Raw genomic sequence first — 25996 nt, forward strand, 5'->3', positions numbered from 1 at the left:
ACCCTTCGATCATGCGCTGCCGATGCGCGGTGCGGCGACTACAGCCCGCCGTTGGCGCTCAACACCGCGAACGCCGCGTCGGCGGTGGGCCACAGCGCGTCGACCTCGGCGCGGACGGACGGAGCCAGCGCCGGGTCTTGCAGGGCGAGACCATTGCCGAAGATGAAGACATTGGCGCCCGCGTCGGCAAGACGCAGCAGCGGCCCGCTGCCCACACCCGCACCGAGCACCGCGTCGAGCCCTTCGCCGACGAAGTAGAAGCGCCAGAGCGGACCGAGATCCCCGCCGTAGACCTGCTTCGTGGAGGACACGATCAAGGGGCCCTGCTGGGCGATACCGTCGACGATCCGGAAGTAGTCGGCGGCGTTGTCCTGAGTGCTGCCCACGGCCGCGATCGAATACGTGAGATCGACGGTGAGGTGCGCGTTGTATCCGGCCATCGCGACCCGGGCGGCGGAGAGCTCGCACTGGCGGGCCAGCGCGAAATAGTGCGCCCAGTGGGCCTCGGCGGGCGCGCCGGTGAACTCGGCGTGCAGGTTGTCCAGGAAGCGCGAGAGCAGGTCGAGGCTGATCCGGTGCGCCCATTCGGGATTCGCGAAGGCGGCGGGATCGCGCTGCAAGGGCATCACGGCGGCGTACTCGACACCGTTGAGCCCGAGCGCGAGCACACCGCGCCGATCCTGGTGCCGCACCAGGATTTCGGTGATCTGCCGGTGATTGTCGACGGCCTGTTCCAGGCGCTGCATCGACGAGCCGGTCAGTGCGCCGGTGTCGGAAAGCTGTGCGATCGAGGTGATCTCATCCCCGCTGAGCGCGGTACCGCAGACGGTGTCGGCGACGGCCGCGTGCGCGGTGGGCGCGGACAGGCCGGCCCCGGCCAGGAGTACAGCGAAAACCGGGATCAGCGCCGCGATCCGGTTCCGGGTGCGCGCACCAGCGATCATCATCAATACTCCGTGTGGGTCAGCTCCCGGCAGCTGCCGAGTCATCGGAAGGACGCCGTCGTCCGGCTGGAAATGCGTCGGCCACCCGGCACGAACTGCGGTAACGAGAGGCGAGGCAGCGCAAGCGTATCCGAGATGATCACAAACCACGCAAACCGGGACGCGCGCCGGACCGCTATACCGCGCGCAGTGTCCCGGTCATCGCCCCGGTCAGGCCCTGCGTGCTGTACAGCAGCGAACCATCCGGATTGGCCGTCAACGTGGTGGTGTGGCCGTCGTCCAGGCAGCCGCCACCGCCGGTGAGGCGGGCGGTCAGTGTGATCTGGGTGGTGCCCACGGTGGTCAAACGCTCGGCCCGCGAGCAGCGTTGGCCGGAGAGCTTGCCGGTGTTGGAGGACGTGCCCACCTCGTCGCCGACGGAGCCCTCGTTGATGGTCAGCTCGATATCGAAGCCGAAGATCGAGTCGTTCGCGGTGCCCTTCCAGGTGCCGACGAAAGCCTTCGGCACACTCGCGCCGGACGGGGCCGCGCTGGTCGACGTCGCGGAGGACGTGGTGGCCGAGGCCGACGTGCTCGGCTCCGTGGTCTGCGAGCTCGAACTCGCGGTGGTCCCGGAATCGTCGTCGCGCAGCTGGTTTCCCACGACGAACGCGGCGGCCGCGACCAGGATGGCCACCACCAGGAGCCCGGCGATCAGTCCGCCGCGGCGTTTCGGCTTCGGCGGTTCACCCTGCCAGTGCACGGGCTGGGACATTTGCGTCGGGTCGGTCCGGCCCGTGTAGCCCTGCTGCGCATACTGATCCGGGCCCGGCGCGGTTACGGGCCACTGCTGCCCGTGCGGCGGCGTGTAGCTGGGCTGCCACTGGGTCGGCTGCGTGTATTCCCGCGGATCCGCGGGCCCGGAATCCAGGTCCAGCAGTTGCACCGCGCGCGTGCTGACCTCGTGCAGCACCGGCCCGGGCAGCCAGCCGCCGCCCTCGGGCACGCCGAGCCGGAACAGTTCGTCGAGAATCTGGTGCGGGGTCGGCCGGGCCGCGGGATCCTTGGCCAGGCAGGCGGCGACCAGCGGGCGCAGCCGTTCGGGCACCCCGTCCAACTGCGGCTCCTCGTAGACCACGCGCCACAGCATGTGCACGGTCTCGCCGGTGCCGAACGGCCCGTGACCGGTCGCCGCGTAGACCAGCACGCCACCGAGCGCGAACACGTCGCTGGCGGGCACCACGGCTTCCCCGGTGACCTGCTCCGGGCACATGAATCCCGGTGAGCCGATGACCTTTCCGGTGGTAGTGAGCGCGGTGTCCTCCACGGCGCGCGCGATACCGAAGTCGATCACCTTCGGACCGTCCACGGCCAGCAGCACATTCGACGGTTTCAGGTCGCGGTGCACCACGCCCGCGCCGTGCACCGCGATCAGCGCCTCGGCCAGGCCGCGGGCCAGCACCAGCAGGGTGACCTCGGTGAAGGTGCCGAACCGCTGGATCGCGTCGTCGAGCGGCAGTCCGGCGACGTAACCGGTGGCCAGCCAGGGCGGGTGCGCGTCCACGTCGGCGTCGAGCACCGGCGCGGTGAACCGGCCGCCGACGCGCTGCGCCGCGGTCACCTCGCGTTCGAACCGCGCGCGGAACTCGCCACTGTCGGCCAGGTCCGGCCGGATGACTTTGACCGCGACCGTGCGCCCGCCCGCGTTGCGGCCGAGATAGACCTTGCCCATCCCGCCGGCGCCGAGCACGCCGAGAATGCGGTAGTCGCCGATCCGTCGCGGATCGTTCACGCCAAGCGGTTGCACAGGCGACAGGCTACCTATGCTCACGGCTCCCAGGTGATGCGCCCGCCCTGGAAGTCCTGGGCTTTGCCGTCTTCGTAGTCGTATTCGTCGCTGGTCGGGTAGCCGTAGCGGCCGCTGTCGGCGCCGGCCCGAACCCAGTTGTCCCGGATCGAGCCCCACACCGCGTGCGCGCCGGTGCTGGACGACCAATAGATGGCCCCACCTGGGAAGAGGTTGTAGCGGCCGCCCTTGGCGCCGGCGGCCTCGTCGGTGAGCGGGAAGCCGAGCAGGCCGTTCTCCCAGCCGAGCTGGCCCCACTTGTCGCGGATGAATCCGCCGATCTGGTGGGCGTCGGTGCCGACCGAGTAATAGATGGAACCGTTCTGGAATTGGACGAAGCGACCGGATCCGGTCGGCGTCTGGGCCTCGCTGGTCACCGGGTAGCGCAGCGCGCCGCTCTCCCAGCCCAGGGCGCTCCACTTGTTGCGGATCGGGCCGGCGACGGTGTGCGCGCCGGTCGCGTCGGTCCAGTAGATGGAGGCGTTGTTGGCGAAGGTCTGGAACTTGCCGCCGGCGGCCGCGTCGGCCTCGGGTGCGGTGGGCTCGCCGAGCACGCCCGGCCCACCGGCCAGGTCGAATTCCGCCTCGATCGCGCCGCCGACGTCGAACGGCCCGACGGGGCGGGCGTTGGCGGTTGCCACACCCACGGTCAGGGCGACCCCCGAGGCGAGGATCGCGGTGGCCACGGTGCCGGGCTTGGCCGATCGAACAGGGCGGTTGCTGCGACGGAACGGTCTCAAGAGAACTCCTGGGGCGGCTTGCATTCGAATAGCCATTGGATTGCTGTCTGCCGGACATCCTCCGGGGCAGGTGGGTCCGCGCGGCCCGGTGGGGGCCGTCGTTGTGAGCTGGCGCACAGCGTCGTCGATGTGCACCGACCCACGGTCTGCATCGGCACCCGCCTGCTGATCGTTAGCAAAGCGCCATCGTTGGCCCGCTCACGCGCGCGAATCACCGAGCGCGCGAGCGGGTTCGCCACTCAGAGCTGCGACTGCACCTGCGCCGCGATCAGTTCCAGGTGATCCAGGTCGTGCAGATCCAGTACCTGCAGGTAGATGCGGGAGCTGCCGACCTCGGCGTAGCGCCCGATCTTGTCGACCACCTCCGCGGGCGAACCGGCCAGGCCGTTGGCCTTCAACTCGTCGACCTCGCGGCCGATCGCGGCGGCCCGGCGCGCCACCTCGGCATCGCTGTCACCGACGCACACCACCAGCGCGTTGGAGTACACCAGCTCGTCCGCGGGGCGCCCATAGGCCTCGGCGGCGGCCCGCACCCGCCCGAAGCCGGCGGCCGTGTCCTCGACGGAGTGGAACGGCACGTTGAACTCGCTTGCGTACCGCGCAGCCAGCCGCGGCGTGCGCTTGGGGCCGGTGCCGCCGATGATCACGGGCAGCGGATCCTGGACCGGCTTGGGCAGCGCGGGGGAGCCGGTCAGCTGGTAGTGCTTGCCGTCGAAGTCGAAGGTGTCGCCGGGCTTGGTCGCCCACAGTCCGGTGACGATCGCCAGCTGCTCCTCGAACCGGGCGAACTTGTCGTCCGGGAACGGGATGCCGTAGGCGGCGTGCTCGGCGGCGAACCAGCCACTGCCCAAACCCAATTCGACGCGGCCACCCGACATCTGGTCGACCTGGGCGACCTGGATCGCCAGCGGCCCGGGCAGCCGGAAGGTGGCGGCGGTGACCAGCGTGCCCAGGCGGATCCGCTTGGTCTCGCGGGCGAGGCCGGCCAGTGTGATCCAGGCGTCGGTCGGGCCGGGCAACCCTTCGGCGCCGCCCATGGCCAGGTAGTGATCGGACCGGAAGAAAGCGTCGAACCCCAAGTCCTCGGTGGCTTTCGCGACGGCCAGCAGGGTGTCGTAGTCCGCGCCCTGCTGCGGCTCGGTGAAGATACGCAGTTTCATGGCATCCATCGTGCCCGAGGGAAACGTTACGGGTTGAGCCAGGACGGGGCCGGGCAGTCGCCGGAGACCACCGGGATGCAGACGCCGGTCGCGTCCGAGAGCAGGAAGCCGGTGCCGACGAGCAGGCAGGCGACCGCGATGACGCCGAAGAACAGCACCCACAGCAGACCGGGGAGATGGGTGAGGCGGGCGAGCTGGTCGGCGTCGGAATCGACGCCGCCGGGGTTGCGCCAGCGCTGACGGCGGCCGCGCTGGAGTTCCAGGACGGGACGGGCGCCGGCCAGCAGCAGGAACCAGGCGCCGAGGTAGGCGAAGGCGGCCTGGAGTACGTCGGTGCCGAACCAGGAGACCGCGAAAGTCAGTGCGCCCAAACCGAAGACGGTGATCAGGCCGTAGACGTTGCGGACCTTGATCAGCACCGCGGCCAGCAGCAGGAGGGCGACCCACAGCATCAGGGTGATGCGATTGGCGTAGAGCAGCGCGGCGAAACCCAGGCCGAGCAGGGCCGGCGCCGGATAACCCGCCATCGTGGTGAGGATCATGCCGAGGCCGTACGGCTTGCCGCTGGAGACGGTGAGCCCCGAGGTGTCCGAATGCAGGGTGATGCAGTTGAGCCGGCGGCCGGTGAGCAGCGCGAGCAGGGCGTGGCCGCCCTCGTGCGCGATGGTCACCACATTGCGTGTCCGGCGCCAGACCGGGGAGTAGCCGACGAGCACCAGCGCGATCAAGCCGGTGATCACCACCAGCTGCCACGACGGCGGTGACTGCGTGGTCTGGAGCCGATCGGCGATTGACGCACCCCGGTCGATCAAATCCGCACTGTCCACCGCCGCACCCTATCGGCGCGTTCGGGCACCGTCCACTAGAGCGCTCGCGCCGCACCCGAAGTCGCGGAGTCCCGGGCGGATTCGAGGATGCGCAGGACGGTGACGGCATCGCGCGGATCGACCGGAACCGGTGCGCCGTCGATCAGCGCGTCGGCCATGGCGGTGTAGAAGGCGAGGTAGTCGCCCGCGAGGGTGGGATAGGGCGCGAGATCCGGGTCCGCGCCGAGGGTGCCCCAGTCGGCGGAATCGACTGTGCCCCAAGGTCCGTCGCCGGGCCGCTTGCCCTCGCGCAGCGCTGCTTCCTGCGGGTCCAGGCCGTAGGTGACGTAGCCGGACTCCGAACCCAGCACCCGGAACCGTGGACCCAGTTGCGGTGTCACCGCGCTCATCCAAAGGTGCGAGCGGACCCCGGACTCATGGGTGAGGGCCAAGAAGGCGTCGTCGTCGGTTTGGATGCCCGGACGGCGGCGGTCCAGTTCGCAGTACACCGAGCGCACCGGTCCGAACGCCGTCAGCGCCTGGTCGACGAGGTGCGGTCCCAGATCGAGCAGGATGCCCGCGCCGTCCGCGGCGTCGCCCACCTCGCGCCAGCCGCCCTTGGGCACCGGGCGCCAGCGTTCGAAGCGGGACTCGAACCGCCGCACCGCACCGAGCTTTCCGTTCTCGACCAGCTGACGGACGGTCAGGAAATCGCCGTCCCAGCGCCGGTTCTGGAACACCGACAGCAGCACCCCGCTCTGCTCCGCCTGCGCGACAACGGCTTCGGCGTCGTCCGCGGTGACCGCGAACGGTTTGTCGACCACCACCGGCACGCCCGCGGCCAGCGCGCGCTGGGCCAATTGCGCGTGCGTGCGGTTCGGCGTCGCGACGACTACCAGATCGAGGCCGGACAGGTCGGCGAACAGCGCGTCGGCGTCGGGCACCACCCGCACGCCGGGGTGCTCCCGCTCGGCCTGCGCCGCGCGTTCGGCCGACCCGGTGACCACGGCGGCCACCCGCATCCGCGGCTCGCTGGCGATCAGCGGCGCGTGGAACACCGATCCCGCCAGTCCGTACCCGATCACGGCGACCTCGAGGCTGCTCATGGCCCCGACGTTACCGGCGCGCGCCCCGCTACCTGTGACACCAGGCGGTGCTACCCGAGAACGACCCGCGATCGGTCCTCCGGATGACGACGGCGGCCCTTACCCGGCCCTAGCGTTGAGCCATGCCGCCCACACCTCGATCCTGGCCCCGCCGGATCGGCCGGATCGTCCTCCGCGCCGGCCTGGTCGTGCTGGCGCTCGGGGTCGCGATCGCCGCGGCCCTGGGCATCGGGTCGTGGCAGTGGGCCCGCACCGACGACGCGAAGGCGGCCATGACGACCACCGGCCCGTACGACGCCACGCTGGACTCGTTGCGCGCGCACCCGCTGCCCGCCTGGTTCCAGGACGCCAAGTTCGGGGTCATGCTGCACTGGGGCCCCTATTCGGTGCCGGGTTTCGCGCCGACCGGGCGCACCTTCACCGAGACCCTGACCCAGGACTACGACCACGCCCTCACCCGCAGCCCCTACGCGGAGGACTACGCCAACCAGATCAAAGACCCGGATTCACCCACCGCCGCCTACCACCGTGCCACCTACGGCACGGCGACCTACGCCGATATCGCGCGCAAGTTCGAAGCGGAACTGGCCGACTGGGATCCGGTGGCCTGGGCCGAGACGTTCCGCTCCAGCGGGGCCTCGTATGTGGTGCTGACCGCGAAGTACGCCGACGGCTACGCCCTGTGGCCGTCGGCCGTGCGCAACCCGCACGCGCCGGACTTCCATTCGAAGCGGGACCTGATCGGGGAACTGGCCGCCGCGGTGCGCGCCCGCGGCATGAAGTTCGGCCTCTACTACTCCGGCGGCGTCGACTGGACCTTCCAGCCGCGCGTGGTGAACACGCTCGGGGACTACATCTATCTGCCCTACGGCGCGGACTACGCCGACTACGCCGAGGCGCAGGTGCGTGAACTCGTGCAGCGGTACCGGCCCGACATTCTCTGGAACGACATCGGCTGGCCGACCGGTCAGCAGCGGCTGAACGCGCTGTTCGCCGACTACTACAACACCGTGCCCGAGGGTGTGGTCAACGACCGCTGGCAGACCGCGTCGTTCGCCAAGCAGGTGCTGGGGCGGCAGCCGCTGCGCTGGGGTTTCGACCGCCTGATGAAATGGGTGCTCGCCCAGCCCGGCGCGGCCGACCGGGTCAACAATCCGCCCACCGTGCCGCACAGCGACTTCCGGACCCCCGAGTACGCCGGCTACGACACCGTGCAGGAGCGGTTCTGGCAGCAGGACCGCGGGATCGGCGGGTCCTTCGGTTACAACCGTCAGGAAACCGAGGCCGAGTACGCGCAGCCGGAGGAGCTCCTGACCAGCCTGGCCGAGGCGGCGGCGAACAACGGTGCGCTGCTGCTGAATTCGGGTCCGAGCGGGGGAGCGGGCGTGATCGTGCCCGGGCAGCGGTCCCGGCTGGACGCGATCGGCGCGTGGCTGGCGGTCAACCGGGAGGCCGTGGACGGCACGCGCCCGTGGCACACGTCCACGGCGACGACCACCGACGGCACCCGGGTCGTGTTCACCCGCAAGGGTTCCGACACCTACGTCATCGTGCTGGGCCGCCCCACCGGGCCGATCACCGTGCAAGGTGTCGGCCTGCGGGGGGAAGCGCGACTGCTCGGCGCGGAGGGCGCGGCCACGGTGTCGATGCGGGGCGGCGACACCGTGCTGACGGCACCGTTCACCGGCGCGTTCGCACCGGTACTGAAGATCGGGTGATCAGGCCAGCAATTGATCACTGGCTCTGTTTTTGCGGACCAGTTGTCCGCATTCTGGTCTCATGCTGGTTCGTCGGTTGGTCGCGCTCTACAGCGGGCTGTGGTTGTACGGGTTCTCGATGGCGGTCATGATTCGCGCGAACCTGGGGCTCGATCCGTGGGATGTGTTCCATCAAGGGGTGGCCGAGCACGTCCCGATCAGCTTCGGCGCCGTGACGGCGGTGACCGGCGTGGTGGTCCTGCTGCTGTGGATCCCGCTGCGGCAGAAGCCCGGCCTGGGCACCATCAGCAACGTCATCGTGATCGGCCTCTCGGTCGACGCGGGACTGTGGCTGCTGCCGGCCTGGGAGTGGCTGCCCGCGCGGATCGGCGCGATGCTGCTGGCCGTGGTGCTGAACGCCGCCGCCACCGTCCTGTATATCGGTGCGGGCATGGGCCCGGGGCCGCGCGATGGCCTCATGACTGGCCTGGTGCGGCGCACCGGCTGGTCGGTCCGGCTGATCCGCACCACGATCGAGGTGACGGTGCTGGCGATCGGGTTCGCGCTCGGCGGCAGCCTCGGCATCGGCACGCTGGTCTACGCCTTCGGCATCGGCCCGCTCATCCAGCTGCTGATCCCGCTGGTGAATCGGCACCTGCCCGGCTTCGCCGAGCAGCCGCGGGCCGAGGTCAGGAGCGCGGCGCCGCCGGATCGAGGACCGGTCCGCCCGGCAGCATGAGCGCGCCGAGCGCGAGGCCGACGGCGGCGGCCACCACCGGTGCGCCCGTCCACAATTCGACGATGGCGGGCAGGCGGCCGACCGCCGCCGACGCGACGCCGAGATAGAGCGACCAGGTGAACAGCGGCGCGAGCGTGGCGAAGAGCCAGTAGGCCCGCGGCCGGTCGGCGCTCGGGCGCAGCGCCAGCGCGAGCAGGTCGACGCCGACGGCGGCGATCAGCATCGAGAACAGGGTGCTCCAATTCGTGCCGCCGGTCTCCGCGCCGCTGAGGATGAGCAGCGGCACGGTGCAGAGCGTGGCCGCGCCCGGCGGCAGACCCCAGCGCCGGGCCAGGAACAGCAGCGGCAGCAGCAGGACCGCGTTGGTCACCAGCATGCGGACCGCGATCTGGGTGGCCGAGTTGTTCGTGGTCTCGGAGAATCCGGTGACGATCCAGGTGGCCCGCAGCAGCAGCGCGTTGCCGTACTCCAGGAACACCATGACCTCGGCGATCGCCAGCCCGGTGCCCAGCAGCGCGGGCCACAACCGCGCCAGCGTGCCCGGTGCCGGATCCCGCCAGACCGACCGGACCGGCGTGGTGACGATGACGGCCATCGAGATCGCCAGCCCGAGGTGGCTCGGACTGAACAGGATGTCGATCGACTCCTCGATGCCGAAGACGGTGTGCCACACCATGTCCGCGACACCGCTCAGCGCGAAGACCACCAGGGCGAGCAGCGTCGGCCCGTAGCCCAGCGGGACCGCCGCGAGCCCGCGCCGCCCGGCCCGCCACTGCCGCCACACCAACAGGGCGACCCAGCCCGCGGTGGCGGCGAAGCCGCTGTAGAAGACCGCGTGCCAGGGCGTGAAGAAGGTTTCCAGGCCGGGCCGGTTGGAATGCGCCCACGCGTCGAGCAGCAACCCGGCGATCAGCCAGAGGGACACCAGCGCGGTCACGGCATCGTCGGTCCGGGTGGCGCGTGGCCGCTCCGAGGTGGTCCCCATGCCCTCGAAAGTACCGAAACGCCGGGGCGGCGAATTCAGTTATCTACCAGCGAGAACGGCGACGACCGCAGTGGCATGACCACCGGCTGTTTGCCTGGCGGTAGCGTGACGCCTCGAGAGAAGAGGGAAGGATCCATCCATGACAGCCTCTGACCGTCAGCTACACGCGGGCGCGGAGCTATCCGACTCGGCCGGACCGGCCGAGGAGGGCTACGCGCGGGGGTTGAACCCGCGCACGATCCAGATGATCGCGATCGGCGGCGCCATCGGCACCGGCCTGTTCTACGGCGCGGGCGGCGCCATCGAGCAGGCGGGCCCGGCGCTGATCCTGGCCTACCTGGTCGCGGGCCTGGCCATTTTCGTGATCATGCGGGCGCTGGGCGAACTGCTCACCTACCGCCCGGTGTCCGGCAGTTTCGCCGAGTACGCGCACGAGTTCCTCGGCCGCTTCGCCGGGTTCGCGACCGGCTGGTCCTACTGGGCGGTGTGGGTGGCGACCTGCATGGCCGAGATCACCGTGGCCGGCAAATACGTGCAGTACTGGTTCGACATCGAGGCGTGGATCACCGCGCTGGTGGTGCTGGCCGTCATGTTCGGGGCGAACCTGATCTCGGTGCGGCTCTTCGGCGAGGGCGAGTTCTGGTTCTCCACCATCAAGGTGACCGCGATCATCGGCATGATCCTGCTCGGCATCGGCGTGCTCACCATCGGTTTCGGCCACGCGGCCGACCCGACGGTGACCAACCTGTGGGCCGACGGCGGCGTCTTCCCGAACGGGTTCGGCCAGTCGCTGCTGGTGCTGCAGATCGTGCTGTTCGCCTACGTCGGTGTCGAACTCGTCGGCGTCACGGCGGGGGAGGCGCGCGAGCCGCGCAAGACCCTGCGCAAGGCGATCAACACACTGCCCTTCCGGATCGGGCTGTTCTATGTGGGCGCGCTCGTGGTGATCCTGTCGGTGTCGAGCTGGCGCAACTTCGAGGAGGGCAAGAGCCCGTTCGTGGAGGTCTTCCAGCAGATCGGCATCCCGGGCGCGGCGGGCCTGATCAACTTCGTGCTGCTCACCGCGGCGCTGTCCTCCTGCAACTCCGGCATCTACTCGACCGGGCGGATGCTGCGCACGCTGTCGCTGCACGGTGAGGCGCCCGGCGCGCTGAACAAGCTCAGCTCGCGCGCGGTGCCCTACGTCGGAATCAGCGCGTCGGCCGCGGTCATGGTGATCGGCGTCGTGGTGAACGTGATCTCCCCGGACAAGGCGTTCGCCTACATCACCTCGGTGAGCACCATCGGCATCATCTTCGTGTGGGGCATGATCCTGGTCTGCCACCTCGTCTACCGCGGCCGGGTCAAGCGCGGCCTGCTGCCCGCCAGCGACTACCGGCTGCCGGGTGCGCCGGTCACCACCTGGCTCGCGCTCGCGTTCCTCGCGCTGGTGGTCGTGCTGCTGTTCCTGACCGAGAGCGGCCGGACCGCGCTGGTGGTCGGCGCCGGCTGGGCCGTCCTGGTCGGGCTCGGCTATCTCGCGCTGACGCGGCTCGGCAAGCGCACCGCCTGAGCATCGGCGTTTCCGGACGGAAATTCACTGGACGGCGGTGAGAGGATCGCTGATATGTCGCGAGCGTTCGAAGATCTGGTGGCCGAGGCGGAATCGGTGTCGGTGGACGGCTGGGATTTCTCCTGGCTCGACGGCCGGGCAACCGAACAGCGACCCTCGTGGGGCTATCAGCGTCTGATGAGCGCGCGGCTGGCCGAGGTCGATGCGGCGCTGGATATCCAGACCGGCGGCGGCGAGGTGCTGGCCGGCGCCGCGCGGCTGCCGCGCACCATGGTCGCCACCGAATCGTGGCCGCCCAATGTCGCCAAGGCGACCGGGCTGCTGCATCCGCTGGGCGCGGTCGTCGTCGCGGATCCCGACGAACCGCCGCTTCCGTTCGCGGACAACGCCTTCGACCTGGTCACCAGCCGGCACCCGGTGCGGGCCTGGTGGGGTGAGATCGCCCGGGTGCTGCGGCCGGGCGGCAGCTACCTGTCCCAGCATGTCGGACCGGCCAGCGTGTTCGAGCTCGTCGAATACTTCCTGGGCCCGCAGCCGGAGGCGCGCAAGGGCCGCCGCCCCGAGGACGCGCGCGTCGAGGCCGAAGCCGCCGGCCTCGAGGTGGTCGACCTGCGCCTGGAAGAACTGCGCACCGAGTTCGACGACATCGGCGCCGTCATCTACTTCCTGCGCAAGGTGATCTGGATGGTCCCCGGCTTCACCGTCGAGCAGTACCGCGACCAGCTGCGCGCCCTGCACGACCGGATCGCGGCCGAGGGCCCGTTCGTCGCGACCACCACGCGCTTCCTGATCGAGGCCCGCAAGCCGGTCTGAGCGCGGGTTACTCCGCGTCCAGCCAGGGCTTGCCGGGCATCATCAGCGCCGCGAGGAACATGACCACCGCCGAGGCGGCGACCGCGACGAAGACCAGATGCACCGCCGAGGACAGCACGGCGGGCGCGGGGTTGTCGGCGCCGTGCACCCGCGAGTTCACGATCGCGCCGAACGCCGCGACCCCGACCGCGCTGCCGATAGAGCGGGCGAACATGTTCGTCGAGGTGACCACGCCGCGCTCGTGCCATTCCGCGCTGGACTGCGCCGCGATGATCGACGGCGTCGACACCAGGCCCATGCCCAGCCCGATCACGAAGCACGACGCGGCCAGCTGCCACACCGTGGACTGCTCGCCGGCCAGCAGCAACGAGGCTGCCCCGGCGATCGCGACACCGCTGCCGATCAGCGCGCTGTTGCGAAACCCGATGCGCATGTACACCCTTCCGGCCATCGAGCCGGTGATCGGCCAGCCCAGCGTCAGCGCGCCCACGCCCAGACCGGCGACCAGCGCGGTACTGCCGAGCACACCCTGCGCGAAAGTCGGCACGTAGGAGGTCAATCCGAGCAGCACCGAACCGACCAGCAGCGAGATCACGCTGCTCGCCACCAGCACCCGCCGGGTGAGAACCCACAACGGCAGAATCGGACTCGCGGCCCGCCGCTCCACCAGGGCGAACGCGACGAGCACCAGACCGCCGCCCGCGAAGATCGCGATGCTGGTCGGCGAGGCCCAGGCCCAGGCGTGCCCGCCTTCGAGCAGCGCCAGGATGACCGCGCCCGCGCCGACGGTGAGCAGCGCCGCGCCCAGATAGTCGATGCCGGCTCGTTGCCGCTTGGGTGCGGTCTCCTTGAAGTGCCGCAGCAGCATCCACGCGGCCAGCGCCGAGAGGGGCAGATTCACCAGGAAGATCCAGCGCCAGCTCAGGTACTCGGAGAACAGTCCGCCGAGCAGCGGGCCCAGCACCGAGGACGTCGCCCAGACCGCCGCGATATAGCCCTGCACCTTCGCGCGTTCGGTGAGCGTGTACAGATCACCGGCGATGGTCAGCGTCATGGGCTGCACCGCGCCCGCGCCCAGGCCCTGGATCGCGCGGAAGATGATCAGCCCGACCATGCTGGTCGCCAGCCCGCACAGCAGCGAGCCCAGGGCGAACACCGCGATGCCGAACAGCAGGACCGGTTTGCGCCCGAAAGTGTCGGCGAGCTTGCCGTAGATCGGCACCGTCACGGCCTGCGCGAGCAGATAGATGGAGAACAGCCACGGGAACTGGGCGAACCCGCCGAGATTCTGGGTGATGGTCAGGATCGCGGTGGCGATGATGGTGGAATCCAGTGCGACCAAACCGGTCGAGAGCATCAGTGCCCCCAGCACCGCCCCGCGCTCGGATCGGAGCCCGATGGCCTGCACGGTCTCGGTCGCCACCGGGCGGCCCCTTTCGTTCGTTGGACTAACTTCTTCCAACGAACGTATCGCTCCCGTGGCTATTCCCGGACAGCGCTACGGCTTGCGGCCGACGCCCGCCCAGTACCAGGCCGATTCCGGATCGGCGACCAGGGTGGCGGCGCGCTCGGCGAGGTCGGGGCGCCAGGTCACCACCGGCACCACGCCGGGTTCGACGAGTTCGGTTCCGGCGAACAGTGATTCGGTCTCAGCGCGAGTGCGGGGATGGAAGGTGATCCCGGCGTCCTCGGCGGAGTGCACCACGCGCGCCATCGCGCGTTCGTCGAAATCGGCGGTCGGGTGCGTGATCACCAGATAGCTGCCCGACGGCACGGCCGCCAGCAGTTTCGCGACGATGCCGTGCGGGTCGTCGTCGTTCTCGAAGTACATCAGGACGGCGACGAGCATGATCGCGATCGGCCGGTCGAAATCCAGGGTGTCGGCCAGCGTCGTATCACTCAGGATGCTGTCCGGGTCGTGCAGATCGGCGTGGATGAACGCGGTCTTACCCTGCGGCGAGCTCGACATCAGCGCGCGGGCGTGGGCCAGCACGATCGGATCGTTGTCCACGTAGACCACGCGGGCGCCGGGTTCGGCCCGCTGGGCCACCTCGTGGGTGTTGCCCGCGGTCGGGATCCCGGTGCCGATATCGAGGAACTGGGTGATGCCGCACTCGCGGACCAGATAGCGCACCGAGCGGCCGAGGAAGGCCCGGTTGGCCTTGGCCATGGTCTGAATGGCGGGAATATGGCCGGCGATCGCGTCGCCGAGTGCGCGATCCGCCGGGTAATTGTCTTTTCCGCCGAGCCAATAGTCGTAGACCCGCGCCTCGTGCGCGATGCTGGTGTCGATTTTGGCCGACAAGCCGGTGTTGGTATGGACCTGGGGTTGCGCCATCGAGAGTCCTTCCTTGGGCGTCCGCTCAGAATATGTTCAGCGAACCTCCAGCGGGCCGGTATCGCCCAAGCAAGAGCGCTGGTTTTACCGCAAACTGGGTGAGGTGCGCAAACTCCGTGACAAGGGGGCGCGACAGGACCGGTGTGTCGGCCCGGTCCCCCCTTTTCCGTGTTGTTGAATGGGCCTGAACAAGACCGCACGGTCGGCGAATTCTTCACCTCGGCATCCATAAAGGAGCATGACAGTGAGCCTGATCCTCTGCGCGCTACAAGACACCGTCCTAGCCCAGGTCGTCGGCAATCCCGCCCCCGAGGCGCCGCCGCTGGCCGACAAGCTGATGCAGATGGGCCGCTACTTCACCTGGCTGGTCCAGCTCTCCGGCATCACGGCTATCACCTACGGCGGCGGCCGCTTTGCCTGGGAGAAGTGGAATGGCGGCGGCCTGCAGTCCCCGAAGATGATCGCCAGCGCCATGGCGGGCGGTGCCGTTGCCACCAGCGCGGGCACCATCATGAACGCAGTGATCTGACGTAAGCACAGCAATACCTGGTCGGAGGCGGGACCGCTGCGGTCCATCGCCTCCGTCCCGTTTGTCTGGCCTCAGCTCGCCGCGGCCGGCGTCATCGGTGTGGTGAGCGAGATATCCCGGAAGCTGGCCGGGGTCTCGATGTGGCGCCAGCCGCTGGCGGCGACGTCGGCGGGCAGCGGCGTCGTGGGCGCCGGTGGCGCGAAATGGATCTCACTGACCCGGGTCGCCGTGCTGACCAGGGCGGATTGTTCACACCCGGTCCACTCGGTGAACCACAGCTTGCCCAGCACCTGGATGGTCGGATGGTAGTGACCGCCGACCTGGACATCGACCGGCTCGCCGACATCCTCGCCCCACACCGCCCACCACATCTGCTCGGGCGGCTGCGGCGGGCCGGAGGTCGCGACCACCATGTCGTTGCGCCCCAGCCACGGTCGCCAGAGCAATTCGTCGTCGTCGCCGTCGGGGGTGGGCATGTCGTCGGGGTGCTGGACGATGAAATGTCCGTCGCTGGCCCGCCATTGAACGTGCAGCCGCGACAGCGGGAGCGTCATCTCGGTTATCCCGGATTCGCCCGGCACCTGCGTGGGGACAATGGTCGGCCGACCTGTGGTTTGCATGAGCTGTCTGTCCTCCGTGGTGCACCTGCTGGTGAATGTTTTCGGCGGTGGCTCGTAGCACTGGACTACCCCCGGCTCCCGTTACTAAACCGTGATGGAATTGTGAAGGGCCGCAGTCTGATCGCCGAATGAGGCAATAGGTCCCGAATCGTGGTGACCTTCGGCCCGGTGTCACGGGACTGTTCGACGGGCACGGTGGAGTGCGAACGAGCCGACTCGAAAGGGTGAATGTCAGCGATGAACTGCGCCTATCCGAGCGTCGACACGATCAGGGCAGCGATCGGGCTGGCCCAGCGGGCGCCCTCGGTCCACAACTCCCAGCCCTGGCGATGGCATCTGATCAATGAGCGACTGCACCTGTACGCCGACACGTCCCGGCATCTGCCCGCGACCGATCCGCACCAGCGGGCCCTGATCGTCAGCTGCGGTGCGGTGCTGCATCACGCGCGGGTGGCGCTGGGCGCGCTCGGGTGGCACAGCGAAGTCGAGACGCTGCCGAACCCGGCGGTGCCCGAGTATCTCGCGGTCCTCGATTTGGCGCCCCGGCGACCGACCGCGACCGACATCCAGCTGGCGGCCGCGATGACACATCGCCGCAGTGATCGCCGCCGGTTCGACTGGGGCAAGATGCCCGAACTCTCCTTGAAAACGGCCGTCGAGTACGGCACCCGTTTCGGTGCGGGTGTGCAAACCGTGGCGAGTGCCGACCGGCCCGAGTTGAGCGAGCTGATTCGCCGGGCCGCGCGCCACCACGCACACGATGTGCCCTACCGAACGGAGCTCGCCGCCTGGAGTGGCTGCCGCGGCACCCGCGAAGGCGTGCCCGCCCGCAACACCGCCGCCGTCCGCGCCGAGGACGAGCTGCCCGGCCGCGCGTTCGCGGATCCCGCTCTGGCCGACCCGAAACTCACCCGGGACGCGGCGACCTGGCTGGTGATCGCCACCGACAGCGATGAGCGGGCGGCCCAGCTGCGCGCCGGGGAATCCCTCAGCGCCCTCCTGCTCGCGGCCACCGACCTGGGCCTGGCCACCTGCGTGCAGACCGAACCACTCGGCCTGCCCGAGCTGCGCGAGGAGATCCGCTTCTCGATCTGCGCGGGGAAGCATCCCCAGGTGATGGTCCGCGCCGGGCTGGCCACGCGCGCCGCCCCGCTGGCGGAGACGCCCCGCCGCCGGGCCGAGGATGTGCTCCCGTTCTGAGGAGCCGGTGATCACCTACGAGACCGAATAGCAGCCGGTCTCGTAGGCGGTGCCTTGCCGCCGGGGTCGTCCGGATACAGTGTGGGCGGGTCGGCGAATTCGAGGAGGGCCGCTGTGCAGGTGAGCCCGTTAGCCGAGCGTCAAGCGTTCGAGCATCCTGCCCTCTTCTACCGCACCGCAGCGGAATACACCCGGCACACCGTGTCGTTTCTGCGCGAAGGCCTGGCCGCGGGGGAGCCGGCGGCCGTAGCGGTGCCCGCCCCCAACTTGGAACTGATCCAGAGCGGATTGGGCGCGGACGCCGACGGCATCCTGTTCCTGGATATGACCGAGGCGGGGCGCAATCCCGGGCGGATCATTCCGAAGGTGCTGCGCGGGTTCGCCGACGCCCACCCGGACAGACGCGTGCGCGTCATCGGCCAGCCGATCTGGGCGGAACGCAGCCCGGTCGAGTACCCCGCGTGCGCGCAGCACGAAGCATTGATCAACGCGGCGTTCGCGGGCCGTCCGATGACGATCCTGTGCCCCTATGACGAAACGCGACTAGCCGCCGATGTCCTGGCCGACGCGCGAATCACCCACCCCACCATGATCATTCAGGGACACGAGCAGGCGAGTGACCACTACGACTGGCCGGCGATCGTGGCCCGCTACAACGAGCCGCTGCCGCCGGTTCCGCACGCACCCACCTTTTCGTTCGGTGCGGCAGAGTTACGCGCGGTCCGTTCCTTCGCGGTCGAGCAGGCCGCCGCGCTGGGCCTGTCGGGGGTCCGGCTCCAGGACGCGGAACTCGCGGTGGGGGAGTTGACCACCAACAGCGTGGTACACGGCGGCGGCCGTGGGACCTGCGCGATCTGGGCCGAGCGCGGCCAGGTGGTGTGTGACGTTCGCGACGGCGGGCAGATGCCCGATCCGCTGGCCGGCCGAAGGCCGCCCGCGCCAGGGCAACTGGGTGGTCGAGGCCTGATCCTGGTGCACTACATGGCCGATTTGGTGCGCGTGCACACCAGTGCGGCGGGCACCACGATTCGTTTCTACCTCGACCTCTGACCGCGCGCCCAAAGGTGCTGTCCCGGCTGCGGGTCCGTCGACCCGGCGGCTGGAAAGTTCGGGATTCGCGGCGGTCGCGCAGGGCGTAAAGTTTCGGGGCGGGCGAGTGCCCGCAGCCGGTAATCCCTCGCTCGCCACCGATCTTCCTGTGGCTGCGCTGGGTTCGGGATCGGTCGACCAGCGAGGATTGGGAATGACGGAAACGGCGGCGCCAGCCCGCGTTGTGCCCGAGGCGACCGACCAGGTCGAGCTGCGTCAGCTCCTGGCCGGGTTGACGGCGGTACGCGACGGTGATTTCGGCACCCGGTTGCCCACCGACGCCGACGGGTTGCTCGGTGAGATAGCCACGGTGTTCAACGGCATGGTCGATCAGCTCTCGCTGTTCACCTCCGAGGTCACCCGCGTCTCGCGCGAAGTGGGCACCGAGGGCATCCTCGGCGGGCAGGCCGACGTCAAGGGCGTCTCCGGCACCTGGCGCGACCTCACCGACTCGGTGAACGCGATGGCGGGCAACCTGACCAGCCAGGTGCGTGACATCGCCCAGGTCGCCACCGCGGTGGCGCAGGGCGATCTGTCGCAGAAGATCGATGTCGACGCGCGCGGTGAGATCCTCGAGCTCAAGAACACGGTCAACACCATGGTCGACCAGCTGTCCTCGTTCGCGGACGAGGTCACCCGGGTCGCGCGCGAGGTCGGTTCGGAGGGTCAGCTCGGCGGCCAGGCCGAGGTCCCCGGCGTCGGCGGCGTGTGGCGCGACCTGACCGACTCGGTGAACTTCATGGCCGGCAACCTCACCGACCAGGTCCGCAATATCGCCCAGGTCACCACCGCGGTCGCGGGCGGTGACCTGAGTCAGAAGATCACCGTCTCCGCCCGCGGCGAAATTCTGGAGCTGAAGAACACGATCAACACGATGGTCGACCAGCTCTCGTCGTTCGCCGACGAGGTCACGCGTGTGTCGCGCGAGGTCGGCACCGAGGGCATCCTCGGCGGGCAGGCCGACGTGAAGGGCGTCTCCGGCACCTGGCGCGACCTCACCGACTCGGTGAACTTCATGGCGGGAAACCTGACGGCACAGGTGCGTTCGATCGCGCAGGTGGCCACCGCCGTCGCCGGCGGCGACCTGACCCAGAAGATCCGGGTGGACGCCCGCGGCGAAATTCTCGAGCTGAAGAACACGATCAACACGATGGTCGACCAGCTCTCGTCCTTCGCCGACGAGGTGACGCGTGTGTCGCGCGAGGTCGGTACCGAAGGCCGCCTGGGTGGGCAGGCCGACGTGAAGGGCGTCTCGGGCACCTGGAAGGACCTCACCGAGTCGGTCAATGTGATGGCCGACAACCTGACCGCGCAGGTGCGTTCGATCGCGCAGGTCACCACGGCCGTCGCCGGCGGCGACCTGACCCAGAAGATCCGGGTGGACGCCCGCGGCGAGATCCTGGCGCTCAAGGAAACCATCAACACGATGGTCGACCAGCTGTCCTCGTTCGCCGACGAGGTCACGCGTGTGTCGCGCGAGGTCGGCACCGAAGGCAACCTCGGTGGTCAGGCGACCGTGCGCGGAGCGTCCGGCACCTGGAAGGACCTGACCGACAACGTCAATGTCATGGCCTCGAACCTGACCAACCAGGTGCGCTCGATCGCGCAGGTCGCCACCGCGGTGGCGCGCGGCGATCTGAGCCAGAAGATCACCGTGGAAGCCAAGGGCGAGGTCGCGGCGCTGGCCGGGGTGATCAACACGATGGTCGACACCCTGTCCGCGTTCGCCGACGAGGTCACCCGTGTCGCCCGCGAGGTCGGCACCGAGGGCATGCTCGGCGGTCAGGCCCGGGTGCCGAACGTGGCGGGCACCTGGAAAGACCTGACCGACAACGTGAACTCGATGGCGAACAACCTGACCAACCAGGTGCGCAATATCGCCCAGGTCACCACCGCGGTCGCGCAGGGCGATCTGACCCGCAAGATCGACGTGGACGCGCGCGGCGAGATCCTGGAGCTCAAGACCACGATCAACACGATGGTCGACCAGCTGTCCGCCTTCGCCGCCGAGGTCACCCGCGTCGCGCGCGAGGTCGGGTCGCAGGGTCAGCTGGGCGGCCAGGCCGAGGTGGAGGGCGTCTCGGGCACCTGGAAGCGGTTGACCGAGAACGTGAACGAGCTGGCGGGCAACCTGACCCGTCAGGTCCGCGCGATCGCCGAGGTGACCAGCGCTGTCGCCGAGGGCGACCTGACGCGCTCCATCACCGTCGAGGCGTCCGGTGAGGTCGCCGAGCTCAAGGACAACATCAACTCGATGGTGGAATCGCTGCGCGAGACCACCAAGGCCAACCAGGACCAGGACTGGCTCAAGACCAACCTGGCCCGCATCTCGAGCCTGATGCAGGGCCAGCGCGACCTGAACGTCGTGGCCGAGCTGATCATGGATGAACTGGCGCCGCTGGTCTCGGCGCAGTTCGGCGCGTTCTACCTGGCCGACGACACCGCGCAGCGCCCGGAACTGCTGCTGATCAGCTCCTACGGCAGCCCCGAGGCCCTGGGCGCGGCAACACGATTCGCGTTCGGGCAGTCCCTGGTCGGGCAGGCGGCGCGCAGCCGCCGCACCATCGCGGTGGACAACGTGCCCGGCGACTACGTCACCATTTCCTCCGGGCTGGGCCAGACCGCGCCGGTCAACCTGCTGGTGCTGCCGATCGTGGTGGAGGACCAGGTGCTCGGCGTGATCGAGCTGGCCTCCCTGCACCACTTCACCCGCATCCACCGCGACTTCCTCGACCAGTTGATGGAGACCGTCGGCGTCAACGTCAACACCATCGTCGCCAACGCGCGCACCGACGAACTGCTGTCCGAATCCCAGCGCCTGACCATCGAATTGCAGGCGCGCTCGGAGGAATTGCAGATCCGCCAGGAGGAATTGCAGCAGTCCAACGCCGAGATGGAGGACAAGGCGGCGCTGCTGGTCATGCAGAACCGCGACATCGAGGCGAAGAACCTCGAGATCGAGCAGGCGCGCCAGGAGCTGGAGACCCGCGCCCAGGAGCTCGCGCTCGCCTCGAAGTACAAGTCGGAGTTCCTGGCGAACATGAGCCACGAGCTGCGCACCCCGCTGAACAGCCTGTTGATCCTGGCTCAGCTGCTGGCCCAGAACCCGGCGCGGAATCTGACGCCCAAGCAGGTCGAGTACGCCGGCATCATCCATTCGGCGGGCTCGGATCTGCTGCAGCTGATCAACGACATCCTCGATCTGTCCAAGGTCGAGGCGGGCAAGATGGACATCACGCCCGAACGGGTGCCGCTGCGCAAGCTGCTGGACTACGTCGAGGCCACGTTCCGGCCGGTGACCACGCAGAAGAACCTGGGCTTCCGGATCAGCAGCGCCCCCGGCCTGCCGGCGGACCTGCTCACCGACGATTCACGACTGCGGCAGGTGCTGGGCAATCTGCTGTCCAACGCGGTGAAGTTCACCGAGACCGGCTCGGTGGAGCTGCGGATGGAGCCGGCCGACGCGCGCGAACTCCCCGCCGCGGTGCGCCGGCACGGCCCGGCCATCGCGTTCCGCGTGATCGATACCGGCATCGGCATCGCCGAGCACCAGCTCGAGTCGATATTCGGCGCGTTCCAGCAGGCCGACGGCACCACCAGCCGCAAATACGGCGGCACCGGTCTCGGCCTGTCGATCAGCCGCGAGATCGCCTACCTGCTCGGCGGCGCCATCACCGCGGAAAGCGCGCTCGCCCAGGGCAGTACGTTCACCCTCTACCTGCCGGTCGCGCGCCCGGATTTCGAGGAGGCGCCCTACCCGGAGGATGCCGAAGCCCGGCCCAGCACCAGCCGGCCGGCGCGGGCCGCCCTGGCCGCGCCGCAGCAGCAGCGCAAGCTGCTGGTCGTGGAGGAGCGGCCGCGCGGGCTGCTCTCGCTGGTCGCGCAGAGCGCGGTGGCCGATCTCGCCGCCGGCAACGACCCGCGCGGTCCCGTCCAGGTGGTCAGCGTGATCGGCGTGGAGGAAGCGGCGACGGCGATGGCCGCCGAGGCGTTCCACTGCGTGGTGCTGGAGCTGGACATGCCCGACAGCGCCGCGCTGATGTTCCTGGAGCGGATGGACGCCGACGCCGCGCTGAGCGGTGTCCCGGTGCTGGTGCACAACCGCAGGCTGGATGCCGAACAGGAGCGGCTGCTGCAAGAACGCAGTACGCGCCATTCGCTCGAGTTGCTGTCCAGCCTGGACGAATTGCGCGAGCGTATCGCCTTGCACGTCACCGCCGAGGCGCCGGGCGACGTGCTACCGCTGGTTCGCCGGGAGGAGACCGCCACGGCCGCCCCGCAGCGGCAGTTCGGCCGGCTCGCGGGCCGGACCGTGCTGATCGTGGACGACGACGCCCGTAATCTGTTCGCGCTCAGCAGCATCCTCGAACTGCACGGCATCAGCGCCCTGCACGCCGAGAACGGGCGCGAGGGTATCGACAAGCTGCTCGCGCATCCGGAGACCGATCTGGTCCTGATGGACGTGATGATGCCCGAGATGGACGGTTACACCGCGACCGCGACGATCCGCGAGATGCCGCAGTACGAGGGTCTGCCGATCATCGCGGTGACGGCCAAGGCGATGCTGGGTGATCGCGACAAGAGTCTGGCCTCCGGCGCCAACGACTACGTGACCAAGCCGGTCGACGCGGACGCGCTGCTCGCCTGCATCGAACACTGGCTCGGTACCGGATGACCGATTCCGATACCCACGATCTCGCTTTCGAGCGGCCCTCGGGCCCGGCGCCGTCCATCACGCGCCTCGCGGCGACGGTGGAGCGGTTGCGCAAGCAGATCCGGGAAGCCCAGGCCAATGCCGACGGGCGGGCGCTCATCGAGATGGCCAAGGGCGTGCTGATCGAACGGCTGCGGTGCGGGCCCGCGCAGGCCGCCACCCAGCTGGAAACGCTGTCGCGGCAAGCGGGTTTCACGGTGCTGGAGCTGGCCGCCGACCTGGTCAATCAGGCGGCGCAGGACCGGATCAGCGCGGCGGTGGGGGAGTTCCTGCTGAACACCGCCGCCGGGAGCGAGGCCACCGCGGCGGTGCGGCTGCGGACTGCCGAGAGCGGGTTGCTCGCCGCGGGCGATACCCAGCGGGTCGCGGAATCGGTGCTCGAGCATGCCGTCGCGCCGCTGGGCGCCACGGCCGTGGCGATCTGGTCGGCGGGCACCGACGCGTCGCTGTCGCTGGTGGGCTTCGCCGGGATCGGCGCGCACGAGGCCGAACGGTGGCGCTACGTGCCGCCCGGGGTGGCGACGCTGGCGCGGCAGGCGCTGGCACAGCGCGACGCGCAGTGGATCGAGGATCTGGGCGTGTCCGGGCTGCCGTCGATCGGGGACCGCGGCGGTGGCCGGGCGGCCATTCCGGTGGGCGCGGGCGGGAAGTTGCTCGGCGTGCTCGAGATCTGCTGGCCGCGCCCGGTCGCGCCGCAGCCGCCGCCGGTACTGCGGCAGATGGAGGCGCTCGCCGAATTGTGCGCGCACACCTTGGAATCGGATCTGGCCGCGCTACGGGCCGCCGAACGGTCCGACCTCGCCGAACTCACCCGGCTGGCGGACGGGCTGTTCGACCCGGCGCTGGTGCTGCTGCCCCTGCTCGACGCGGACGGTGAGCTCGCCGACTTCCGAATCCACCACGTCAACACCTGTTTCGTCGATCTGGCCGGTAGACCGCGGGATCTGGTTCACGGGTCCTCGCTGCTGGAGATGTACCCGATGGCCGCCATCGAGGGGCAGTTGTTCGAACGGATCGAGCACGTCTTCGCCACCGGCGACACCTTCCGCGCCGACCATCTCATGCTGACCGAACTGGTCGACCAGGTTCCGCTGACCGTCGCGGCCGCGCTGAGCATCACCCGCCACGGCGACACCGTGCTGGTGGTGTGGCGGATGGAGGACGAGGCGGCGCGACTGGCCGCGCTGCTGCAACACGCGCAGCGGCTGGGCCGGGTCGGTGGCTTCGAGGAGAACGCGGTGACCAGCGAGATCACCTGGAGTGATCAGGTTTTCGCGCTCTACGGGCTGGCGCCGACCGCCGATCCGATTCCGCTGGCGCACCTACCCGGCCACGTCCACGACGCCGACGCCGACGGGGTGCGGCGCTTCCTGCGCACCCTGCTGCGCTACCGCCGCCCGGCCTCCACCGGGTGCCGCCTGGTCCGGTCCGACGGCGTGACCCGCCACATCCGGATCATCGCGGAGCCGGTGCACGACTCGGCCGGGCACCTGCTGGCGGTGCGCGGCGCCTATCAGGACGTCTCGGCCCAGCACTGGACCGAGATCGCGTTGTCGGCCACCCGGGACCGGCTCACCGACAGCGAGGTGCACGCCGCCCAGCAGAGCAGTCTGGCCCGGCAGTTGCAGCAGGCGATCATGCCCGACGCGCAGCCCGCCGCCGACGCGTTCGGATTGCGGATCGCGGTGCGGTACCGGCCCACCGAGCAGGCCCACCTCGTCGGTGGCGACTGGTACGACACCCTGGTGCTGCCGTCCAAGGAGATCCTGGTGTCGGTCGGCGACATCACCGGCCACGGCATCACCGCGGCCACCGGAATGGTGGTGCTGCGCAACGCGCTGCGCGGCCTGGCGACCACCGGCGCGGGGCCCGGGCAGATGATGACCTGGCTGAACCTGGTGGCCCATCACCTCACCGACAGCATCTTCGCCACCGCGATCTGCGGTCTCTACAATCCGCGGACCCGGGTGCTGCGCTGGGCGCGGGCGGGGCATCTGCCGCCGGTGCTGGTGCGGGCCGGGCGCGCGGCCCCGCTCGCCGAGCTGCGGGGCGTGATCCTGGGCGCGGTGCCCGAGGCGGCCTACGAGGAGGGTGAACTCCGGCTCGAGCCCGGCGACACCCTGCTGCTCTACACCGACGGTCTCATCGAGCGGCGCGACCGCCTGCTGGACCAGTGCGTGGAACGATTGCTGACGATCTCGGCCGAGTTCACCGGAACTCTCGACGACCGGCTGGAGCACCTGCTCGACGGCAGCGATGCCGACACCGACGACGACACCTGCGTGGTCGGCATCCAGGTCGGCGCCGCCCCCGATATGTGATCGGCCTCACAGTGGTGGCGTGACCGGAAAGCGTTGCAAGACAGTGGGTGTGGGTATTGCGCTGCCATCCAGGTCTGCGGCACGGCGAGGTGGGCAAGCCGGGGAGGGCTGCTGACCGGCGAAGAGAGACGCTCATGTGGGTAACAACGCTGCTGATCGTGATCGGTGTGCCGCTGGTGGCGGTCGCCGCCGCGTATTCCACTGTCCTGCTGGTCTTCTGGTCGGAGCTGCGCAATTCGCGTCGGCCGGCTGTGCCCCGGGTCCCGAGGGCGATATCGCGCCTTTTCGCGCGACGGGTCAGGGTGCCTTCGAAGAAATGTGGCTGGGCCTAGCGGTTCAGGCGGCGGCGAGCGCGGCGGCGGTGCACGTCAACGCCAGCGCGCGGTAAGGGTAGATCGCGATGGTGGCATCGGTGTGGGTCGCCTGCAAGGGCCGCAACGCGGTGCCGGTGGCGATCACAGCGAACAGGGTGTTCCGGCCGGTAGCGGCATGAGCGGCGGTCAGCGCTTCGACGCCCGCCGAGCTCATGGACGAGACCGCACTGAGGTCGACCACCAGCCGAGCCGGTCGCTCATCCAGGGCCCGGGCCAGTGCCTCGGCCAATCTGGGCACCGTATACGTGTCTACTTCGCCTGCGACGACCAGGACCGGCCCGTAGTCGTGGGCATCCTCGATTCTGATCGTCAGCCTGTCTGCCATAAGGATCATCGTCAGTTCTCCTGGTCGCAGTGACCCCCGCTCCCGGCACCGTTGCCGCCTGTCCACTGGCGTTCCCGATCCGGCCCGATCTCACACCTGCGGTCACGAAACCGCACGTC

20 protein-coding genes are annotated in these 25996 nt (G+C 69.5%); 9 read left to right on the top strand and 11 right to left on the bottom strand.

Features of this window, described 5'->3' with window-relative positions; all coding sequences use genetic code 11:
• Window positions 1–38: 38 nt before the first annotated feature.
• From AB0H76_RS14215 to AB0H76_RS14240, 6 genes are all read right to left on the bottom strand, one after another.
• Window positions 39–947, bottom strand: coding sequence for a DUF5995 family protein (locus tag AB0H76_RS14215; protein ID WP_357322559.1), 909 nt, complete (start codon window positions 945–947; stop codon window positions 39–41).
• Window positions 948–1119: 172 nt separating this feature from the next.
• Window positions 1120–2730: a serine/threonine-protein kinase gene (locus tag AB0H76_RS14220; RefSeq protein WP_357322562.1), complete on the bottom strand. Its 1611-nt coding sequence runs from the start codon at window positions 2728–2730 to the stop codon at window positions 1120–1122.
• 20 nt (window positions 2731–2750) lie between these two features.
• The gene (locus tag AB0H76_RS14225) at window positions 2751–3509 is read right to left on the bottom strand and encodes a hypothetical protein (protein ID WP_357322565.1); all 759 of its coding nucleotides are present in this window, start codon (window positions 3507–3509) and stop codon (window positions 2751–2753) included.
• Window positions 3510–3748: 239 nt separating this feature from the next.
• A complete protein-coding gene (locus AB0H76_RS14230) occupies window positions 3749–4669 on the bottom strand; it encodes an LLM class F420-dependent oxidoreductase (RefSeq protein WP_357322567.1) in 921 nt (306 codons plus the stop codon).
• A gap of 26 nt (window positions 4670–4695) precedes the next feature.
• The gene (locus tag AB0H76_RS14235; protein WP_357322570.1) at window positions 4696–5496 is read right to left on the bottom strand and encodes a M50 family metallopeptidase; all 801 of its coding nucleotides are present in this window, start codon (window positions 5494–5496) and stop codon (window positions 4696–4698) included.
• A gap of 35 nt (window positions 5497–5531) precedes the next feature.
• Entirely contained in the window at window positions 5532–6581 is a 1050-nt protein-coding gene (locus tag AB0H76_RS14240) for a Gfo/Idh/MocA family oxidoreductase (RefSeq protein ID WP_357322573.1), read from the bottom strand.
• A gap of 122 nt (window positions 6582–6703) precedes the next feature.
• Between AB0H76_RS14240 and AB0H76_RS14245 the strand changes: the two genes are divergently transcribed.
• The gene (locus AB0H76_RS14245; protein ID WP_357322575.1) at window positions 6704–8299 is read left to right on the top strand and encodes an alpha-L-fucosidase; all 1596 of its coding nucleotides are present in this window, start codon (window positions 6704–6706) and stop codon (window positions 8297–8299) included.
• Between the two features lie 61 nt (window positions 8300–8360).
• On the top strand, window positions 8361–9017 hold the full coding sequence (locus tag AB0H76_RS14250) for a hypothetical protein (protein WP_357322578.1): 657 nt from the start codon (window positions 8361–8363) through the stop codon (window positions 9015–9017).
• Here the strand turns inward: AB0H76_RS14250 and AB0H76_RS14255 are convergent.
• Window positions 8968–10002 (bottom strand): hypothetical protein, encoded by a 1035-nt coding sequence (locus AB0H76_RS14255; protein WP_357322580.1) that lies wholly within the window; start codon window positions 10000–10002, stop codon window positions 8968–8970. The two genes, AB0H76_RS14250 and AB0H76_RS14255, sit on opposite strands and share 50 nt — an antisense overlap.
• A 139-nt stretch (window positions 10003–10141) precedes the next feature.
• Between AB0H76_RS14255 and AB0H76_RS14260 the strand changes: the two genes are divergently transcribed.
• Window positions 10142–11554 (top strand): amino acid permease, encoded by a 1413-nt coding sequence (locus AB0H76_RS14260; RefSeq protein ID WP_357322582.1) that lies wholly within the window; start codon window positions 10142–10144, stop codon window positions 11552–11554.
• A 54-nt stretch (window positions 11555–11608) separates the two neighbouring features.
• Complete coding sequence (locus AB0H76_RS14265) at window positions 11609–12367, top strand: class I SAM-dependent methyltransferase (protein ID WP_357322585.1); 759 nt, start codon at window positions 11609–11611, stop codon at window positions 12365–12367.
• Window positions 12368–12374: 7 nt separating this feature from the next.
• On the opposite strand, the gene AB0H76_RS14270 is transcribed toward AB0H76_RS14265, so the two are convergent.
• Both AB0H76_RS14270 and AB0H76_RS14275 read right to left on the bottom strand, forming a co-directional pair.
• A complete protein-coding gene (locus AB0H76_RS14270) occupies window positions 12375–13790 on the bottom strand; it encodes an MDR family MFS transporter (protein WP_357322588.1) in 1416 nt (471 codons plus the stop codon).
• Between the two features lie 75 nt (window positions 13791–13865).
• Complete coding sequence (locus AB0H76_RS14275; protein ID WP_357322591.1) at window positions 13866–14705, bottom strand: SAM-dependent methyltransferase; 840 nt, start codon at window positions 14703–14705, stop codon at window positions 13866–13868.
• 244 nt (window positions 14706–14949) lie between these two features.
• Here AB0H76_RS14275 and AB0H76_RS14280 point away from each other — a divergent pair, with 244 nt between their 5' ends.
• The gene (locus tag AB0H76_RS14280) at window positions 14950–15234 is read left to right on the top strand and encodes a hypothetical protein (protein ID WP_357322594.1); all 285 of its coding nucleotides are present in this window, start codon (window positions 14950–14952) and stop codon (window positions 15232–15234) included.
• A gap of 71 nt (window positions 15235–15305) precedes the next feature.
• Here AB0H76_RS14280 and AB0H76_RS14285 read toward each other — a convergent pair whose 3' ends face one another.
• Window positions 15306–15854 (bottom strand): hypothetical protein, encoded by a 549-nt coding sequence (locus AB0H76_RS14285; protein ID WP_357322597.1) that lies wholly within the window; start codon window positions 15852–15854, stop codon window positions 15306–15308.
• 228 nt (window positions 15855–16082) lie between these two features.
• Here AB0H76_RS14285 and AB0H76_RS14290 point away from each other — a divergent pair, with 228 nt between their 5' ends.
• The 4 genes from AB0H76_RS14290 (at window position 16083) to AB0H76_RS14305 (ending at window position 25178) form a co-directional block, all read left to right on the top strand.
• The gene (locus tag AB0H76_RS14290; RefSeq protein ID WP_357322600.1) at window positions 16083–17054 is read left to right on the top strand and encodes a nitroreductase family protein; all 972 of its coding nucleotides are present in this window, start codon (window positions 16083–16085) and stop codon (window positions 17052–17054) included.
• Window positions 17055–17168: 114 nt separating this feature from the next.
• On the top strand, window positions 17169–18104 hold the full coding sequence (locus AB0H76_RS14295) for an anti-sigma factor RsbA family regulatory protein (protein ID WP_357322602.1): 936 nt from the start codon (window positions 17169–17171) through the stop codon (window positions 18102–18104).
• A gap of 193 nt (window positions 18105–18297) precedes the next feature.
• Window positions 18298–22818, top strand: coding sequence for a HAMP domain-containing protein (locus AB0H76_RS14300; protein WP_357322605.1), 4521 nt, complete (start codon window positions 18298–18300; stop codon window positions 22816–22818).
• Window positions 22815–25178, top strand: a complete 2364-nt coding sequence (locus tag AB0H76_RS14305; protein WP_357322608.1) for a SpoIIE family protein phosphatase — start codon at window positions 22815–22817, stop codon at window positions 25176–25178. The genes AB0H76_RS14300 and AB0H76_RS14305 overlap by 4 nt, the downstream gene beginning before the upstream one ends.
• 336 nt (window positions 25179–25514) lie before the next feature.
• Here the strand turns inward: AB0H76_RS14305 and AB0H76_RS14310 are convergent, their stop codons facing one another.
• Window positions 25515–25877 carry an STAS domain-containing protein gene (locus AB0H76_RS14310; protein ID WP_357322611.1) on the bottom strand — a complete coding sequence of 121 codons (363 nt, stop codon included), beginning with the start codon at window positions 25875–25877 and terminating at the stop codon, window positions 25515–25517.
• Window positions 25878–25996 lie beyond the last annotated feature (119 nt).

The organism is Nocardia sp. NPDC050712 (assembly GCF_040654295.1).
In the GTDB taxonomy this organism is placed as follows: domain Bacteria; phylum Actinomycetota; class Actinomycetes; order Mycobacteriales; family Mycobacteriaceae; genus Nocardia.